Source organism: Neobacillus sp. DZ-9, assembly GCF_059587065.1.
The window spans coordinates 16,947-37,839 of the sequence record NZ_JCAIOL010000016.1; the positions used below are offsets into that span (position 1 = coordinate 16,947).

Here is a 20,893-nt window from a genome sequence, read left to right on the forward strand (position 1 = left end):
CTTCCGCTTTTCTTGTGTATACTTTTCTCCTTCTAAGTCGAAAATGGATTTTGAAGGAGGAACCATTCATGAGAGTAATCTTTATCCTATTTTGGACATTATCAATCTTTGTTTTTACCTGTACCGCAAACTTTTCGGAATTGCTGGCAACAGGAGCGGTTCACTTCAAGTGGGATGCGCACCCGCAGTTTACGGAGTTACTGGAGCCCCTTCCTGTTAGTATAAACATGGATTTCATCATACAAAAAATAGGGCACCTGACTGCCTTTTGCATCTTAGCGCTATTACTTCAGACCAAAGTTCGTTCCAAATTTGAGGTCTTTATTTTTGCGGGCTCCTATGCAATATTTACCGAGTTTCTTCAATTATATTTCACCAGGGACGGCAGGCTGTTTGATATCGGGATTGATAGTGCTGGTATAATTCTGTCATTAGCCATAGGCAGCTTTGTGAACGCAAGGAATTCGAAGGAAATAAGTCATTCCTAATGAGGGAGTGGCTTTTTTCATGTCCATAATGGTGAGATTTCTAATTAGTATCCAGTAAATTTTGAAAACTTCAAAAAATCGGTCGTAAATTCCTGAAAATATGTAGTTAGTTCCTCAAAATGTGTCATAAGTCCCTCGAAATATGTCATAAGTAGCTGCACCAACCCCTAATAATTTTTCAATACCATTGACCCATTCCTCTTACTCTACTAAAATTGAATTAGCATTTGGATTTTTCTAACAAATATGTAATAGACTACTAGAATAGAAATGTTTAAGTGTAAGTCGTGTCTATTAGGGGGAAAACGGAATGAGTTTTAAGTCATTGAAAAAGAGAAAAAAAATGACTAGTTACGCGTTGGCGTCCGCATTGGTGCTATCCAATCTCGGATTTGCCGCACCATCCAAAGCAGCAACAACACAAGCGCAGGTGCCAAAAAAAGATTACACCACCATGATCGAGCAGTTTAAAAAGAAACTAAATGTAAAAAGCGGCGAAAAGTTTCAACTAAAGAATAAGGTTAAGGCGCAATTTAAGGCGCAGGACAAAGTCCGTGTAATCGTGGAGGTCGAAGGACAGACACCAGTCGAGCTGGCCACCGAGCAGGGGAAATTGTACAAAGAATTATCAGAGAGCACAAAATCCTCTGTTGGCGAAAAGCTTGTCAAACAGCAAAAAACAGTAAAAGACAAAATTAAGGCTAAAGGAGTTAAGTTTACATACAAAAATCACTTCTCCACCGCCTTTAATGGCTTCAGCGGTGAAGTGCAATTTGGTGATATTTCCAAGCTTGAAGAAATTGACGGCATTAAACATATTTACTTAGCCAATGAATATAAACGTCCCGAAGAAAAACCGGATATGAAAACGAGCAAATCGTTTATCCAAACGAGCCAAACCTGGGCCGATGCCAAATTAAAAGGCGAAGGTATGGTGGTGGCGGTCATCGACACAGGCATAGACCCATCCCATAAGGATTTTGTCCTGACGGATCCATCCAAGGAAGGTCTTACAAAGGATAATGTAGCGACGATCGTGAGTAAAGACGGGTTAAAGGGTAAATTTTTCACGGATAAAGTCCCATATGGGTACAATTACTTTGACCAAAACGACACGATTCTCGATAAGGGAGCTACGGGCATGCATGGCATGCATGTGGCCGGGATTGTCGCAGCAAATGGTGATGAAGAAGCGGGCGGCATCAAAGGGGTGGCTCCGGAATCCCAGGTGCTTGCGATGAAAGTTTTCAGTAACGACATCCTGTTCCCTTCTACATGGTCTGATGTGTATTTAGCGGCCATCGACGATTCGATTAAGCTTGGGGCAGACGTCTTGAATATGAGCCTCGGCGAAGTTGCCTCTTTTTATCAAGAGCAAAGTGCTGAAGACATAGCGATCGCAAGAGCTACCAACAATGGAATCGTTTGTTCAACTTCTGCAGGAAACTCGAATACGATTGGTTATGGATGGGACAACCCTTTCTATAAGAACCCTGATATCGGAGTGGTCGGAGCACCGGGAATCAATCCTGATGCCATTTCAGTCGCAGCATCTGGAAATGTTTCCATGCAATATCAGCATTCCCTTACAATCGATGGTGTTGAGGGGAATCCTTTCACAGGGTACGGAATTGATGACTGGTCTAAGCTTGCTTCAGAAAACGAGTCATTAGAGCTAGTAAGTTTGAATGGAGCACCTGGTTATCCTGAAGACTATGAAGGATTGGATGTGGCCGGGAAAATTGTCGTCCTAGAGCGTGGCGAGTTATCCTTTGCTGATAAAGCCTGGATTGCCGCAGAGGCCGGAGCTGCTGGGATTATCGTCTATAATAGCAGCGGCGAAACCCTTTATAAAAATCAAGGCGGCTGGGATATACCATTTATGCTGATCTCGGCAGAAGAGGGTGCGGCCCTTGAAACAGCGATTGCGGAAGGCCATACAACCCTTCACGTAACAAAATCGGGTGAGCAGCTCGATCCGGAAACTGGCAGGATGACGGAATTTTCCTCTTGGGGTACAACACCATCCCTTGAGTTAAAACCGGAAATCACCGCTCCTGGCGGAAAAATCCTTTCGACGTTAAATGATAATCAATATGGGGTATATAGCGGTACTTCTATGGCGGCGCCGCATGTGGCCGGCGGTTCAGCACTCATCCAGCAATTTTTACAGAACGACAGCCGTTTCAAAGGTCTTTCAGTCAGCGCACGCACCCATCTTGCCAAGACATTATTAATGAATACGGCAAAAGTCATTGATGATGTTAATGGACATCCATTTTCACCGCGCCAGCAGGGTGCCGGGATGATGCAGACCTATAATGCGGTGAAAACACCTGTTTATGTTGTTAACAAAAGTACTGGTGCTGCGAAGGTTGAACTGAAGGATTTTACAACAAAAGAATTCACCATGACCCTGACGGCTAAAAATATTTCAGATAAAGATGTGACGTATAATGTCAGAACGGATGTGTTAGCCGATACTCTTAAAGAGAATTCAGAAGGCGAAGCACATAACGCTTTGATGGAAGGGCAATTGCAGGGAGTGAAATGGGATGGCCCAAGAACCATTATGGTTCCTGCAGGAGGATCTAAAGATCTAATTATTCATGTTGATTTAAGTGGGGCAAAGGTACCCGCTATTGACACAGATGGAAACAAAACGACAGTCCCTTTAATGGAAGATATGTTTGTTGAGGGGTTTGTCCGATTAACGGATGCGGACAGGACCACAGAAGGTAAAAAAGAGCTTAGTCCAGACCTGACCATCCCTTATGTTGGCTTTTATGGGAAGTGGGATCGTCCATCGATACTTGACGGCTTTAAGGATTTAGGGGAATCTCGTTTCTTTGATCTGACAGGATTGTTTGACGGGGAAGATGAAGAGGGTAATAAATACGAAGAGCCAGTGCATGATATGCTCTCCGATGACTGGTTTTTAGCACCCGTTCCAGAAAAGAACGTCTATGCATTCTCGCCAAATGGGGACTGGATGCACGATGATATTAATGCTATTCCAGCATTTTTAAGAAATGCTTCAGATGTACAGTTCAATATTTTAGATGAAAATAAAAAATTACTACGCCGTGTAAAAATAGAAAAGGACGTATTTAAAAATTATTTTGATGATGGTCTTGGCATGCCTTTTTCCTACAACTATGACCGGACATGGGATGGCAAAGTAAATGGGAAAACAGTCAAGGACGGCTTGTACTATTATCAAATCAAGTCCGTCATAGATTATGCAGGAGCGCAATATCAAACAAAGGATATTCCGGTATTGGTTGATACAACCGCACCGCAAATTAAAGCCAAGTATAATGAAAAAACCTCATCCGTTGTTTGGGATACGGTTGAAGACGGCTCAGGGGTTCAGGCATATGCCATCTTTGTCAATGGGGAAATCATTGATGAAGTCACGCCTGATGTGAACCGGTATGTGTTGAAGGATCTGCCAGAAAATGCGATTATCGATGTTCTTGCTGTCGACTATGCCTTTAACTTTGGCGGCGATTCGGTTCCGGTTGGCGAGGTTGAGGACGCAGAACCGATGATCATCATCGATCCTTGGTCCACGATGCCATATGGTGCATACAATGCTAAAGAAATTCCAGTAAGCGGCATTGTTTTCGAAGAATTAGGATTAAAATCTCTGACGGTAAATAATAAAGACGTTTCGTTTTCACAAACTGGACCTGGCATGTATTCCTATTCGACCACAGTGGCCTTTGAGAAGGATGGTTTCTATGATGTCATTGTAAAAGCGGTGGATAACGCTGGTCAAGCATCGTCGATTTCCCGGAAGGTGTTTATTGATTCAACAGCACCAATCATTGATCTGAAAGTGCCAAGCCTTGTCCCTGAAAGTGTTGATGAAATCACGCTTAAACTTAACCTGAAGGATAATTTTAACTATCTATCCTTATTCGTGAATGATAATCACGAGTTTGAGAAGGCTGTTGTTGGCCCGGTTGATGTACTGGCACCGGCGAATGACTCAGTCGAAGTTAAGGTTGCCTTAGAACCGGGGCAAAACAAAATCAGTTTAAAGTTGCGTGACCTGGCAGGAAATGAAACCGTAAAAGAACTTTCCATCCAAAGGGCAAATGTCAACGGATGGGTTCAGGAGAACGGTTCCTGGTATTTCTTAACCAACAGTGTCAAAACGTCAGGCTGGGTTAAGGATAAAAATTCCTGGTATTATCTAAATGCCGATGGTAAAATGCAAACCGGCTGGTTAAAGTACAAAAACAAATGGTATTTCTTAAATAAAAACGGTGCGATGGCTGTCAATCAATGGGTGTATGAAAATCATAAATGGTATTTCATTGGAGCAGAAGGCACGATGCAAACCGGCTGGATTGCCCCGACTGGCAAATGGTACTATTTAAATTCCAAGGGTGAAATGGTTACCGGTTGGATTCAACTAAGCGGCAAATGGTTCTATTTCTACCAATCCGGCCAACTCGCCGTCAACACCACCATCAACGGCTACAGAGTCGGCAGCGACGGAGCGTGGATTAAATAATTATGGTGTCAGGCACCATCCTAGGACATTAGTCCACATACAACGGATACTAGCAAAAAAAGCGAGCAGTGTGATCTGTTCGTCTTTTTTTGTAGTTCCAATTATTAACTTCATATGACAAATATGTTAAAAACGACATAATTTTCAAATTTTTTGTTGAAAAATTGTGACAAAATGAGAGAATATAGGTATACATAATAGTTTTGAACGGGAAAGTTGTCTTGGGAAGGATAGGCTAGTAGAGTCGTTTACTAGATTTTCCATATCCATAAAATTGGGAATTTAGTATAATCGTCATAGTGTATTATAAATCAATTAGTTATTAATGCTTATTTTCCACGTAACCATCCTCATCCTTAAGCAACTTTTTCAAAAGTAAAAATAATAGTTTAATAGATAGAGTAATTTATAGTGGGGGGAAAGAGTTTGAAGAAAAAACGGATCACTGCTTTGGTCTTGGCAGGCATGTTGTTCTCTTCGTCTGCATCAGGTACCCAAGCAGCTGGAACCTATTCATGGAAGTTTCAGAATAACAATTGGTATTACTATACCTCAACAGGTAAAGCTGTAACCGGCTGGGTCCAATACAAAAATAGCTGGTATTATCTTGGAAGTAATGGGGCGATGAAGACCGGCTGGCTAAAGTATAATAATCAATGGTACTTCCTTGATAAGAACACAGGAATCATGAAAATGGGCTGGCTCAAGGATAATAATCTTTGGTATTTTCTACAGCCGAGCGGTGTGATGAAAACTGGTTGGTTATCTAATGCAAACAGCTGGTATTTCCTCGACCAAAGCGGTGCCATGAAAACCGGTTGGATCGAAGATAAAAATTTAAAATATTACTTAAGCACAAGCGGAGCTATGGTTACCGGTCAAAAAATGATTGATGGTAAGCCATATGTTTTTGCCTCATCAGGAGCCCTAAATACTGCGCCGATTACCGGCTGGTTCCGCGATGGAGCTAGTGTGATGTACTTCGATCAAGATGGATCGTTGCACAAAGGCTGGCTGGCCGAGGGCGGTAAGAAATATTATTTTAACCAGAATGGGCAAATCTATTCAGGCTGGCTGACAGAAAATGAAAAAAATTACTTTTTTGCTAAGGACGGTACGATGCAGGTCGGCTGGATTACCGATGGGGATAAACGCTTTTACCTTAGTATAGATGGCGCAATGCAAACAGGCTGGCTCCAAGACGGAGGAAACTCCTATTACCTAGGAACCGATGGAGTCATGTACAAGGGCTGGCTGACCGAAGGTGATAAAAAGTATTACTTCGGTTTGGACGGCGCGATGACAAAAGGCTGGCAAACCATTGATGGTGTACGCTATTATTTTGCGCAGGACGGATCCTTGCAATCCGGCTGGTTGACCGAAGGCGAGAATTCTTACTATCTCGGCACAGACGGCATCGTGTATAAAGGCTGGCTGACCGAAGGTGATAAAAAGTATTACTTCGGTCAAGATGGAGCAATGACAAAGGGCTGGCAAACCATTGAAGGTGCTCGTTATTTCTTTGCATCCGCAGATGGCGTCATGCAAACAGGCTGGCTGCAAGATGGCGGCAGCACTTATTACCTCGGCACGGACGGTACCATGTACAAAGGCTGGCTGACCGAGGAAGAAAAAAACTTTTACTTTAATTCAGAAGGAAAAATGCTGACTGGCTTGCAAACCATAGAGGCTCAAATATACTATTTTGGTACCGATGGCGTTATGCAAACTGGCGGCTGGAAGCAAATTGAGAATAAAATGTACTATCTTGGTACAGACGGTAAGGCCTTAAAAGGTTGGCTGACCGAAAGCGATAAAAAGTACTTCTTTGGATCCAATGGAGTGATGGTGACCGGCTGGCTGACGGACGGCGGCAGGAAGTATTATTTTGATACGAATGGTATTATGATTACCGGCTGGCTGGCTGCTGATGGCAAATCCTATTACTTAGGAGCCGATGGGGCTGCCCAAACAGGCTGGCTGACGGACGGTGGCTATCGTTATTATTTTTCCACAACCGGCGAGATGCAAATCGGCTGGTTATTACAGGATAATAAATGGTACTATCTGAACAGCGACGGGAAAATGGCTGCTGGCTGGTCATTGGTCAATGGAAAATGGTATTTCATGAACATCGATGGTATCATGCAAACCGGATGGTTAACCGATAAGGGCGCTACGTATTATTTAACGAAAAATGGCGATATGTATCTTGGATGGCTGGCGCTGGATAGCAAATGGTACTATTTTGATGCTAATGGAAAAATGGTTACCGGCGAGAAAGTCATCGACGGCAAGACCTATAACTTTTTCGATAATGGTGTCTGGAACACCGGTCCGGTTATAAAAACCACAACATATAACGTGACTTTGCAGCAAATGCTTGATATGGAAATGCAAAAAAGTCCACAAACGGATAAATATCGAAACAGCCCTGCATATGTCAGCAGTACGTATGTATTAAAGGATGCTTTGGACCCAACAAAGGGTGTGGTCACTTCATCTACGTTAAATGTTCGCGAAGAGACAAATGCAAATTCTTTTATTTTCGGTGCCTTAAAGCAGAATGCTCAGGTCCAAATTGTCGCAACTGTCGGTACCTGGTACCAAATTAAATATGACACATGGCGGAATGCAAAAGAATCGGATGTTTCTTATTATGTAAATCCAAATAACTTTAGTTCAACTAGTGCAGAATATTTTCAATTCCTTCTCTTAAACAAGAGTGCCGGAGCCGAAGCACAGGATATTAATACAAAAGTCTTGTCCGGAAAAGGCGTTCTGCAAAATATGGGGGATGCATTTATTCAAGCCGGCAAGCAAAACAATGTTAATGAAGTATATCTCATTTCCCATGCCTTGCTTGAAACCGGAAATGGTACCTCTCCACTATCAACTGGAAAAATAGTCGTTAGTACGGTGGATGGAAAACCGGTAGATCCAAAAGCGGTTTATAACATGTATGGCATTAATGCCTTTGACAGCTGCCCAAATACATGCGGGGCAGAATATGCGTATAAGCAGGGCTGGTTTACACCTGAAGCAGCAATTATCGGCGGTGCAGCTTTCATTGGCAATGGCTATATTAACGCTGCCACCCCACAAAACACACTTTATAAAATGAGATGGAACGCACTTAATGTGAATCATCAATATGCGACCGATATTGGCTGGGCAGTCAAGCAGGTCAATAATATCAAAAAGATCTACGATTCTCTAAGTTCGTATACTTTATATTTTGATGTTCCGGTATATAAATAGGACTAAAAGGACTGTGCGTGTGCACAGTCCTTTTGTCACTTTTTCTCGAAATTTGTCTATGATATTCTGAGAAATGGTGAAATTAGAGTTTCATAGTTTCATATATTTTTATTTGGGAGATGGAGAATGAAAAAAATTTTGATTAACCTTTTACTGTTTAACTTATTGGCTTTTCCAATTGAAGCGGCTGCTGAGGATACAGTAAATACTGGAGAAGTATCTGCTGGAAGCGAAAGCTTGCCAGGAACAGATGAAACATTAAATGAAGAAACAAATGCCGATGCCAATACTCCGACGGTTGATTCAATCGACCAACCGGTTTCTTCAGATTCCAATAACGTGAAGGCTGAAGTCCTACCAACAGCTGGAAGATGGGTTGAGGAAAATGGAGTAACTTACTATTATATCGGAGAGGAAAAAGCAAAAGGCTGGATGGAAATCAGCGGAAATAGATATTATTTTGATCTTGAGTCAGGAGCTCTTCAGAAAGGTTTTTTTCAAGAAGGAGAGCAAACCTATTACCTTGATGCGCAAACGGGTGCTTTACAATTAGGCTGGGTTCTCATTGATGGTAAATGGTACTATTTTAATCTAGATTCTGGGGCTATGCAAACCGGATGGATTAAGGACCAAAATACATGGTATTACCTTGATGAAAAAGGTGTAATGCAAACTGGCTGGGTTTTTTATCAAAACCAGTGGTATTTTTTGAAAAACACTGGTGTGATGATGACCGGCTGGGTGTTTGTGAATAACCAGTGGTATTATCTAGGACAAAATGGAATAATGCAAACCGGCTGGCTCTTTGATCAAAACAATTGGTTTTACTTGAGAGCCTCAGGTTCAATGGCAAAAGGGTGGCTGATGGTTGACGATGCCTGGTATTATTTTTATTCCAATGGAATAATGGCCAAAAATACGACAATCCAAGGTTCCACTTTAGGAAGCAATGGAGCCTGGGTTGCCAATTTAGTAAATCCAAAGCAGGTCTATTCCTACAATGACATGGTAGCTGACATTAATAAATTTCAAAAGAATTTCCCGGGTTTTATCAAGACTCAGATAATTGGGAAGTCTGTTGATGGCAGGAATATTTATGCGATAAAGCTGGGAAAAGGGGATAAGGAAATCTTTTTAAATGGTTCTCACCATGCCCGCGAGCATATGACCACGAATGTTTTAATGGAAATGCTTGATCAATATGCATCATCTTATTCGGCAAATCGCAATTTCAATAGTTACAATGTAAAAGCGCTTCTCAATAAGGTTTCCATCTGGTTCGTACCAATGGTCAATCCGGACGGTGTCATGCTTGTCCAGGAAGGTCGCTTCACTGCGAAAAACCCCAATTATGTTTTACAATTAAACGGGAACAAGACTGATTTTTCCTCATGGAAAGCGAATATCAGAGGGGTGGATTTAAATCGCCAATATCCCGCGGACTGGGCGAATATTGCGGGTAACACAGGCAAGCCGTCCCCTGAAAACTTTAAAGGTTACCAGCCACTAAGCGAACCTGAAGTACAGGCAGTTTACAATTTTACTAAAGCGCATCAGTTTAAAGTGGCCGTTGCCTATCACTCTTCAGGACGCATCCTTTATTGGAATTTCCATCAAGCAAAGGCAGAGTATGATCGTGATTATAAAATTGCCGTTAAATATTCTAATTTAACAGGCTATAGTCTTGTATTTCCAGGTCCTAATCCAAGCGGGGGTGGATTTACAGATTGGTTTATCCAAGACATGAAGATGCCGGGCTTCACACCGGAAATTTCTACCCATACGTTTAGTAAACCGGTACCGATTGCTAATTTTGATACCATTTGGAAAGAAAATCAGGCAGCAGGACTTATGATGGCACAGGAAGCCCTAAATCTTTAAAGGAGATGGATTATTCCATCTTCTTTTTTATTTCCTCTACATATGGAGAATACTAACCCCAAAACGATATTTTTTTTATTTACAGAATTTCTGGGCTGCGTTACAATGAACATGCGTTCAAATATTGAATTCATCAGAGGAGGGGGCCGACCCCATATGGAACAGCACTTACTTCAATTATTAGAAGCTATTAATAAAAATGCAAACTTAAATCAAAAGAAAATGGCGGAGCTTTGCGGCATCTCTATCGGCAAGGTGAATTATTTAATCCATGATTTAACCCACGGTGACTTTATATATAGTGAAAAAAAAGGCAGAAATATCAGCTACTATTTAACACAAAAAGGAATTGACTTCCTGCAAAGTGGAATCGAAGCTTACCATCATAAAAAGGTTAATATCCATCAAGAACCATTAACGGAAATTAAACAGGCCGTGATTTTAGCAGCGGGTACACGTAAAGATTTCAACAAGCCGGCCGGATTAATGGAAATCGACAGCACCACACTTCTCCAAAGGAATTTGGATATCCTTCAGGAAAACGGCATCAACCATATCGTTTTGGTTACAGGCTACAAGCCGGAAACGTTCAAGGATCATCCTGAGTTCAGCCATATCCAGTTTGTCCATAATCCTAAATACAAATGGACTGGATCAATGGCATCACTAGCAGTGGCACAGCCATATATCACCAACGATTTCCTTTTAGTCGAAGATGATATTTTAATTGAAGAGCGGGCGATTAAAGAAATCCTGCAGCATCCGCAACGTGACACGGTTCTGATCAGTAATGAAAGCGGCTCCGGAGATGAAGCGTTTGTCGAAATCCAAAATGGCTATCTTCATAAAATTTCGAAAGATGTTCATCAATTTAACCGCATTGATGGAGAAATGATTGGAATCAGCAAGATTTCCTATGACGTGTATTCCAAAATGGTCAGTGAATATCAACAAAACAATAAAAATCCACTTATACACTATGAATATATGCTGTTAGACATTTCCCGCCACTTCAATATCGGCTACTTAAAGATGCATAATCTGATTTGGGGCGAAATTGACACTCGTCAGCACTATGAAACAGTTATTGAAAAAACCTATCCGATGTTAAAACGGAAGGAAGCGGAATTCCGGGAAATTTATATTAAAAGTCATTTAATGGAGGCCCTTGACCTTGCCTATGAGGACATCGAGGACATCCAGCCGTTCGGCGGCATGACGAACAAAAACTTTAAAGTCGTCATCAAAGGCAAAGAGTACGTGCTCCGAATCCCAGGTAATGGAACGGAATCGATGATTAACCGCCGTGAGGAAAAATTCAATGCCGCACTGGTAAGTAAGTTAGGCATCGATACCGAGCTGCTATATTTTAATGAAGAAACCGGCGTTAAGATTGCCGAACTGATTCCAAATGCGGAAACAATAAACAGCAAAATGGCGAAGCGGCAGGATATCATGGAGCTGTCAACGGCTAACTTTAGAAAGCTGCACAACTCTGGTCTCGAGATGGCCAACCGCTTTAATGTATTTGAAAAAATGGATGAGTACGAGCGATTGATGATCGAGGCGGGTGGGCAGCCGTATCACCCATTTAAGGACGTAAAAGAACAGGTTATGGTTTTGAAGAGAATTTATCAAGGAATGGATATGAAACCTACACCGTGTCATATTGATCCGGTGCCTGAAAACATGGTGAAAAGCGGGGAAGATAAACTTTATTTCATTGACTGGGAATACAGCGGCATGAACGACCCGATGTGGGACCTCGCCGCACATTCCATGGAAAGCAGCTTTACCCCCGAAGAAGAGGAGCTATTTTTATCCCTTTATTTACAGCAGGATGAAATCCCGCTTGAAATTCAGCAGCGCTTGCTGATGAATAAAATTTTCCAGGATTTCCTTTGGAGCACTTGGACAGTTATTAAAGAGGCGAAGGGCGACGATTTTGGTACCTACGGAATTGACCGCTTTAACAGATGTAGAGAGAATTTAAAACATGACTTAATTAGGGAGATGGCATATGCATATAAAAAATAAAGGTTTATACTTCGGATTGTTTTCCGGATTCACTTGGGCTCTCGACACCGTATTAATCGGAATGGTATTATCAAAAGCATTGTTCGTATCCTCCGATGTGGTGATTTTCCTTGCACCGTTAGTGAGTACCTTCTTCCATGATTTATTGTCCAGCGTCTGGATGCTGATCTATATGACGATCAGGGGAGAAGTGAAGGTTCCTTTTCAAAAATTAAATACCCGAAGCGGACGATTCGTCATGCTGGGCGCATTACTCGGCGGACCAATTGGGATGACGGGCTACGTGCTTGCGGTTAAGTATTTGGGTGCTTCCTTATCGGCATCCATTTCAGCCGTTTACCCGGCGATTGGTGCGTTCTTTGCTTTCGTGATTTTAAAGGACAAATTAACGTTAAAAAACTGGATTGGACTTTTTATTAGTATTTTATTTATTTTCTTATTAGGCTTTGCTGGCGGCGAACCATCACCAAGCTACATTCTTGGTTTTTCGTTTATCCTTTTATGTATTTTCGGCTGGGGGATGGAGTGTGTTATTCTTGCATACGGTATGAAGGATGATGAAATCTCACCAGAGCAAGCACTACAAATTCGTCAATTGGTTTCAGCTGTCACGTACGGCGTATTGATTTTACCATTCTTCAAGGCGTATCCGCTTGTGGGCGAAGTGTTCAAGAGCAGTGAGTTTTTCTTGATCGCGGTGATTGCTCTTTCCGGAACAGCTTCATATGTATTTTATTACAAAGCGATTTACGTTATGGGTCCAACCCGTGCGATGGCCTTGAATATTACGTATGCTGCGTGGGCAATCCTGTTAAGCTTCGTTATTTTAGGCACTCCGATTACCTTTAAGCTTGTGTTCTTTAGTATAATGATTTTATTAGGATCCATTATTACGGTCGCTAGCCAAGAGGAACTTAAATGGTTGAATTTTGCTAGGGGCAGAAAGACAGCGTAATAAAATTTTTCAAGAGGAAGGAATTACAGCAAAATGAAGGCAATAATTCTTGCAGCAGGGATGGGCACAAGATTACGTCCACTAACATTGACAACACCTAAAGCACTTACTGTCGTAAACGGGAAACCAATGCTTGAGAGACAGGTGGAGTTTTTACAAGAAGTCGGCGTTTCGGAAATCATCGTGGTCACCGGCTACTTAGCGGAAAAGTTTGAGTATTTAAAAGAGAAGTACGGTGTAAAACTCATTCACAATGATAAATACGATGTTTATAACAATATGTACACTATGTATTTAGTGAGGGAGTATCTGCCGGATTCTTATGTTATTGATGGCGATAATTACTTGGACCGCAATTTCATGTTAGAGGCTCCGAAGACATCGATGTATTTCAGCGCCCGCAAACCCGATTTCAAAGGGGAATGGATGATTCGCTATAATGACGATTACAAGGTAACCGATATCGAGGTTGGCGATGGTGATCACGAGTACATTCTTTGCGGTGTGTCTTACTGGTCCGAGCAAGATGGACGTTATATTGTAGGGAAACTTGAAGAAGCTGTTGAAGGCGGTAATTTTGTGGAATTCTGGTGGGATGAAATCGTTAAGAATAACCTGCCTAACCTAAATGTCTTCCTTCAGGAAATTCACCCTGACGACAGCTATGAAATCGACTCCGTAGCAGACCTTGAAAAAGTAAATAAGCTATTAGCGGCGAAAAAATAAACGGGCACTTGGTGCCGGTTTATTTTTTTGTGCCTGAAAGATGTGATAAAAGTTGCAACGGTCACTGATGAGGACTCAGAGTGCCCATCGAAGTGGAAAAAAGTGCACCACGGCACTGTGAAGGGCTCAGAGTGCCCATCAAGTGGAAAAAAGTGGGCAGCTGTCACTGTGAAGGGTTGAGAGTGCCCGTTGAAGCGAAAAAAAGTCTGTCGCGGTCACTGTGAAGGGTTGAGAGTGCCCATCGAAGTGGAAAAAAGTGTGCAGCGGTCACTGTGAAGGGTTGAGAGTGCCCGTTGAAGCGAAAAAAAGTCTGTAGCGGTCACTGTGAAGGGTTGAGAGTGCCCATCGAAGTGGAAAAAAGTGTGCAGCGGTCACTGTAAAGGGTTGAGAGTGCCTGTTGAAGCGAAAAAAAGTCTGTAGCGGTCACTGTGAAGGGCTCAGAGTGCCCATCAAAGTGAAAAAAGCCTGTCTCGGTAATTGTGAAAAGTTCACAATTACTACATCAGGAAAAAGGAGCCATTATGGTCACTGTAAAAGTTATAGAGTCAGAAATCAAAAATAAAAAATGTATGAATATTCTATAACATTTATTGGCAACAGATGTCGAATTAGGGGTGGAAACGCTTGGAAAATATGATACTCTTATAAAGAGAATAATAGATTGAGAGGAGAAAATAGTGAAAAAAGTAGTTTTTCGTAGTTTCTTAGTTGTCCTATTGTTGATGGGAATCTTTCATAGCAAGGCATCAGCAGCACAAACAACGGCCACATCAGTCACGAGCGAAATGAGTGTATTCGCCACAAATCTGCCGGTCTATCGCAGTTTTGAGGAACTCTCGGATTTTCGAATTCATTTGGACCCCAATTATCAGCAATACGCAGAATTGAAGTTTAACGACAAAGTAACCATCCTCAGCCAAAAAGACTATGCGGCCGAAATTCAAATGGCTGACGGCAGAACGGGATGGGTTCATAAAGACTATTTAACCGGTGACCTATCCAAACTAACCTGGCTGGTGAAGGAATGGAGAAATGTCAGAGAGAACCCTAATACCCCTCCAACAAGCGGGAAAATCATTCCTAATCATTCAAAGGTATATGTCCTTGATTATGACCCGGCAAGTAATTATTTTAAGGTCCGTACTGCAGATGGCTTAATAGAAGGCTGGATATATGGTTTGTACCTGAAGGATGAATCATATAAACCGGGTGCGGGAAGCAATATTATTCCGTATGAATTTGAAAATGAAGGAAAGCTCACGAACAATATTACCATTTTTACCCCATTAAATACGAAAGCCGATGTCACGGTTAATCAACTTAACCAGTTTATTAACTATAAAACTGGATGGAAACAAACCTTGATGACTGGTATGGGTTCAGCTTATTTGGAAGCCCAAAATAATTACAGTGTCAATGCGATCTATCTTTTGGCACATTCCGGTCTCGAAACCAAATGGGGCACATCTGATATCGTTAAAACAAAAATGAATTTCTATGGAATTGGAGCAGATGATAATCAGCCTGCTAGCAATGCAGATACGTTTTCGGCAGCAAGAAGTGGAATAGTGGATGGGGCAAAATGGATCAATGAGTATTATATAAGCAGAGAAAAATCCAATCTGGATTATCCGTTTTCACAGCCAACGCTTGATAATATGAGATTCAACCATTCCTTCCATCAATATTCAACAGACCAGGCATGGGCTGGAAAAATAGCTCAAATTGTAAAGGAATATAATGCTTTTACGGCTAACACAGGCTGGAAAAATTTAAGCGGTAATTGGTATTTTTATAATAATGATTGGACACTCAAAACAGGGTGGCTGCAATCAAACGGCAAATGGTACTATCTTAATGCATCAGGCGTCATGCTCACAGGCTGGCAGTATATCAACGGCAAATGGTATTATTTAAATACTGCTGGAGATATGAAAACCGGCTGGCTGAATTCCGGCGGCAAGTGGTATTTCCTTGACCAAAGCGGTGCTATGAAAACGGGCTGGCTCAGCAATGGCGGCAAATGGTACTACATGAATAACAACGGTGTCATGCAAACAGGCTGGGTCAAGATTAGCAGCAAATGGTATTACTTATACAATGACGGCCATATGGCAGCGAACACGACCGTTGGCGGCTACCGTCTAGGAAAAGACGGCGCCATGATTTAAACAAAAACCACTCCTTTCAAACGAAAGGGGTGGTTTTATTATTAACTAGAATAATAAATGTGAAATCATCGTCGAAATATCTTTGTATCATTTCTGACATATTTCATCGTCTTCCTACTAATCAATAGGATAAAAAGCATAAAATAGCTATGTCGTAAACCCTATTTTTCGTTAGTTTTGACGTTTTTCTGAAAAATCCGATAACAAAGTCGAAAAAGGTCAGTTTTTGAAACAATCCTGTAATAATATTAAAAAATAACTGTAAATTAAATCTATTAAAATTTATGAGATACTAGTATTAACAAAAATAGAGAGAAAAAGAAGCACGGAGGTTGTCATGAAGAAGTTAATGGTTACTGGTCTACTATCATGTTCTTTACTCTTGAGCGGATTAATCGGCGGACATAAAACAGAAGCAGCATCATTTGGTGATACGGTTACAGACATAGCTCTTGATTATATTGGGGTTCCATATGTATGGGGAGGAACTTCTCCAAGCGGATTTGATTGTTCTGGATTTACAAGTTATACATATAAGAAAGCAGGGGTTACATTACCTCGTACAGCTTCAGATCAATACACAAAAGGGCAAGCGGTTTCGAAAAGCAATTTGCAGGAAGGCGATTTAGTTTTCTTCAGTACATATAAGGCTGGGGCTTCCCATGTTGGCATATACTTAGGTGAAAATAAGTTCGTGCATGCCTCTTCAAATGGCGTTAAGGTTAGTTCTTTAGGAGAATCCTATTATACTAAAACATATATCGGTTCCAAACGAATCGGCAACACTAGTTATGGATGGGTTCAATCTGGCAGCAAATGGTTTTTTTATAAAAATGGAGCTAAGCAAACAGGCTGGATGAAAGACAGCAGCACTTGGTACTATTTAAATTCAAACGGTGAAATGCAAACAGGATGGTTATTACTAGATAATAATTGGTATTATTTAGCACCAAGCGGTGCGATGCTTACTGGCTGGGTTTATTCCGGCGGTAAATGGTATTTCTTACAATCTGATGGTTCCATGGCTAAAGATACAACGATCGGCGGATATGTACTTGGCAGTGACGGAGCTTGGATTCAGTAAAGACATTATAATAGTTAAAAGCGAAACCTACTCTAGCGGTTTCGCTTTTTATTTTTCTATCATGATAAAAAATTTTCATATTTTTCCACCTTAAAGGTAATATTTTGGTATAATATACCTATTAAATAAGGGGGTTAATAGAGATGAAGAAATTAAGCAAGATTATGCTGGCCTCTGTTCTATCGCTTTCATTCATGGCTCCATTGAATATGAAAGCCGCAGAACAAACCAAAACGGTTACACAAACCGCGCCGGCCGCTGCCAAAACGGCAAAATTGACAAAAGAATCCTTTAAGCAAAAAGCACTCAATGATTTGCAGAGGCAAAAACCAAGATTAAGCCAACAAACACCAAATGCAGTGACACAAGGATCAACTGATGTGGTTCAATTCAAGGATGCCAATTTAGCAAAAGCTGTGCGTCAATCTTTAGGCCTCAGCTCCACAACAGCTATCACCCAAGGTAAACTAGCAACATTAACAGATTTAGATGCAACAGAATTAAACATAACTGATTTAACAGGTCTAGAATATGCAGTAAATGTAAATTACCTTAATCTATCATTTAACAATATTAGCAATCTATCACCATTAAGCAATTTAAGCAATTTAATGTTTGTAGGCATAGATCATAATAAGCTTGTGAACAGCAGTTTAGCTTCCCTTAACGGGCTTTCGCAATTACAGTTTTTAGATCTATCAAACAATTTAATTAGTAGCGCCTCAGGATTAACGAATTTGCCAGGCTTAGAATACTTAGGCTTGGGATATACCCAATTTGTGAACAGCAGCATATCTACGCTTAACGGGCTAACAGTATTAAAGTATGTAGATTTATCCGGTAATAATATTAGTGACGTATCCGGATTAAGCGAATTACCGGAGTTAATGGGATTAGGGTTAACGGAAAGCAATTTCAGTGACCTTTCTTCACTTAGCGGGCTCACTAACCTGGTAGATTTAGATTTAACCAACAATGGAATTACTAATATTTCCCCCTTGAGCAGTCTTACTAAGTTGGAATATTTATCTCTTTGGGAGAATGGTGTTAGTGATCTTACTCCAATCTCTGATTTAACATCTTTAACCACTTTGGATTTGGACTCCAATCAAGTGTCAAACCTACAGCCGCTGAGAGGTTTGACCAATTTAACGTACTTATTTATTTCTTCTAATCCAGTATCTGATATATCATCATTACTTGATTTAGTCAGCTTGGAAAATGTTATGATGACGGATATGCCGAATCTTGATTTGACTGAAGGTTCTCCAGCGATGCAGGTGATCAGCGAGCTTTTCGCAAAGGGTGTTCAAGTGGATTATGATGGTAATTATGATCCTGGGATCGAATATGGCTGGACCACAGATGATGAAGGAAATTATTACTACTACGATGAAGACGGCAATATGGTTAAAGGCTGGTATGATATTGACGATGTTAAATATTACTTTGACCCTGTTACGGGTGTGATGGCCTCTAACAAATGGATCCTCGATGGAGGCAAATGGTATTACGTTGATGAAGAAGGTATGATGGTAACGGGTGGCGTTCTTGAAATCGGCAATGCCCACTACTTCTTTGATAACAATGGTATCATGAAAACCGGCTGGGCCTATGATGGCTACTCTTGGTACTATGCCAACAGCAAAGGACAATTGTTAAAAGGCTGGCTAAGCCTTGGCGGCAAATGGTACTATTTAAATCCTGATGAATATTCTTACGGTCAAATGGTAACTGGTGTCTATCTGATTGGCGGCACGCCATATTATTTTGATAACAATGGTGTGATGAAAGCAAATGGCTGGTATTTAGACGGCTACACCTGGCACTATGCTAAGAGCAGCGGAGCACTTTACAACAAAACATGGTTACAATATAAGAACAAGTGGTATTACTTCAACGCTTACGGCGATTCCGTAACAGGCAGAAACTTAATCAACAGTAATTATTATTATTTTAACAACAGCGGTGCCATGGTTACTGGCTGGGTAAAACAAGAAAACACTGCTTATGAATATCGTTATTATAAGAGCAACGGTGCAGAGCTGCGCGGCTGGTTAAAATACGGGAAGAATTGGTACTACTTTAATGCAGATGGCTATATGGTTCACGGAGGCTATCTAACCATCGGCTGGGAAGTTCACTATTTTAACCTTGATGGAACATGGGGCGGTTCAAGACCAATTAACTAATCGTTTAACGAACGGGTGGGTATTTTCCTCCCGTTTTTTATTTTGTTACATAAGTTAAATAGTCGGTGTTTTTTGAAAGAAACTTCAACATTTAAGTGAACTTATGAACAAAAAGGGCAATTTCCGACATCGTTCGCCCCTAAGAGTTTCTTTTACTATCGTTTTTTGTTAAAATTAGTTGGGTAAAAATTTAATCGTCATCTTTTGGGCGGCTAGACTAACGTTTAAAAGTAAAATATAAGCTTATAGGATATTTAAAGCTGGTTAACGAAAGGAAGTCACTTAATGAATAAAATTTGTGTCATCGGTCTTGGTTATATTGGTCTTCCAACCTCTGTCATGTTTGCCAACAACGGTATTCATGTTCACGGTGTGGATGTAAATGCTGCGGCCGTAGAAAAAATTCAAAATAAACAGCTTCATATAGAAGAAAACGGTTTACAAGAACGTCTAAGTGCGGCCATTGACAGCGGCAATTTTACTGTTTCGACTACACCGGAAAAAGCTGACGTATTTATTATCGCCGTTCCATCGCCAATTAACCCTGATAAAACAGCAGATATGAAATATGTTGAAGCGGCAACTAAATCGATTGTTCCTTTCCTTGAAAAAGGAAATCTTGTCATTCTCGAATCAACAGTTCCTCCAAGAACAGTTGAGGATGTCATGATGCCGATTTTAAAAGAGAGCGGACTTGAAATAGGAACTGAACTCCTGATTTCTCACTCTCCAGAACGGGTTATTCCAGGACGTGTGTTTGAAGAGTTGGTCAATAACAGCCGGATTGTCGGCGGCATTAACGAAGAGTCTTCAGAAAAAACACGGGATCTATACCGCGCTTTCGTAAAAGGTGAAATTTTCTTAACCGATGCGACTACCGCCGAAATGGTTAAGGTCATCGAGAATACCTACCGCGATGTAAATATAGCGTTTGCTAACGAGCTTGCTCGTGTCAGCGAAAAACTTGGTGTCAATGTGTGGGAGGCTATTAAGCTTGCGAACCATCACCCGCGTGTAAATATCCACACGCCAGGTCCTGGTGTCGGCGGCCACTGTATCGCGGTCGATCCTTGGTTCCTTGTGGAGCAGGATCCGGAAAATGCGAAAATCATTCATCTTGCCCGTCAAACGAATGATTCAATGCCGCTATTTGTGGCAAATAAAGTGAAAACCATTGCTGAGCAGCAGCAAATTAAGAACCCTAAGGTGGCTGTTTTGGGCTTGTCCTTTAAGGCAAATATCGACGATATGCGCGAAAGTCCGTCTGTCGAGGTTATCCATCATTTAAAGGAATTGAATCTGGAGCTAACGGCTTTTGATCCTCATATTAAAGAAAAGAAAATGCCGCAGCAGGCCTTAAAGCTCGAGGAAGCCTTACAAAATGCGGATATTGTTGTCATCTTAACTGAGCATGATGAATTCAAAATTCTCGATCCGAAGCAAACGGCAAATCTTGTTCGTTCCAAAATTGTTTTGGATACAAAAAACTGTCTGCCTCGTGAGGCGTGGGTTAAAGCAGGATTTGATGTTCGTGTGTTAGGGGATTCTAAACATAGTTAATTGTTGAAAC

At 41.2% G+C, this 20,893-nt stretch carries 11 protein-coding genes; all 11 read left to right on the top strand.

Annotation, left to right across the window (positions count from 1 at the left end; translation table 11 throughout):
- Positions 1–68 precede the first annotated feature (68 nt).
- Positions 69–488 (top strand): VanZ family protein, encoded by a 420-nt coding sequence (locus tag AC59HZ_RS28310; protein ID WP_496549102.1) that lies wholly within the window; start codon positions 69–71, stop codon positions 486–488.
- A gap of 310 nt (positions 489–798) precedes the next feature.
- The gene (locus AC59HZ_RS28315; protein WP_496549103.1) at positions 799–5,016 is read left to right on the top strand and encodes a S8 family serine peptidase; all 4,218 of its coding nucleotides are present in this window, start codon (positions 799–801) and stop codon (positions 5,014–5,016) included.
- 426 nt (positions 5,017–5,442) lie between these two features.
- Complete coding sequence (locus AC59HZ_RS28320; RefSeq protein WP_496549104.1) at positions 5,443–8,277, top strand: glucosaminidase domain-containing protein; 2,835 nt, start codon at positions 5,443–5,445, stop codon at positions 8,275–8,277.
- A 126-nt stretch (positions 8,278–8,403) separates the two neighbouring features.
- A complete protein-coding gene (locus AC59HZ_RS28325; RefSeq protein ID WP_496549105.1) occupies positions 8,404–10,158 on the top strand; it encodes a M14 family metallopeptidase in 1,755 nt (584 codons plus the stop codon).
- A 156-nt stretch (positions 10,159–10,314) separates the two neighbouring features.
- Positions 10,315–12,195, top strand: coding sequence for a phosphotransferase (locus AC59HZ_RS28330; RefSeq protein ID WP_496549106.1), 1,881 nt, complete (start codon positions 10,315–10,317; stop codon positions 12,193–12,195).
- A complete protein-coding gene (locus AC59HZ_RS28335) occupies positions 12,179–13,150 on the top strand; it encodes a DMT family transporter (protein WP_496549107.1) in 972 nt (323 codons plus the stop codon). Before AC59HZ_RS28330 ends, AC59HZ_RS28335 begins: the two co-directional genes overlap by 17 nt.
- A 33-nt stretch (positions 13,151–13,183) precedes the next feature.
- On the top strand, positions 13,184–13,876 hold the full coding sequence (locus tag AC59HZ_RS28340; protein ID WP_496549108.1) for an NTP transferase domain-containing protein: 693 nt from the start codon (positions 13,184–13,186) through the stop codon (positions 13,874–13,876).
- A 677-nt stretch (positions 13,877–14,553) separates the two neighbouring features.
- Positions 14,554–16,047, top strand: coding sequence for a glucosaminidase domain-containing protein (locus AC59HZ_RS28345; RefSeq protein ID WP_496549109.1), 1,494 nt, complete (start codon positions 14,554–14,556; stop codon positions 16,045–16,047).
- A gap of 337 nt (positions 16,048–16,384) precedes the next feature.
- The gene (locus tag AC59HZ_RS28350) at positions 16,385–17,131 is read left to right on the top strand and encodes a C40 family peptidase (RefSeq protein WP_496549110.1); all 747 of its coding nucleotides are present in this window, start codon (positions 16,385–16,387) and stop codon (positions 17,129–17,131) included.
- A gap of 143 nt (positions 17,132–17,274) precedes the next feature.
- A complete protein-coding gene (locus tag AC59HZ_RS28355; RefSeq protein ID WP_496549111.1) occupies positions 17,275–19,323 on the top strand; it encodes a leucine-rich repeat domain-containing protein in 2,049 nt (682 codons plus the stop codon).
- Between the two features lie 285 nt (positions 19,324–19,608).
- Positions 19,609–20,883: a nucleotide sugar dehydrogenase gene (locus AC59HZ_RS28360; RefSeq protein WP_496549112.1), complete on the top strand. Its 1,275-nt coding sequence runs from the start codon at positions 19,609–19,611 to the stop codon at positions 20,881–20,883.
- Positions 20,884–20,893 lie beyond the last annotated feature (10 nt).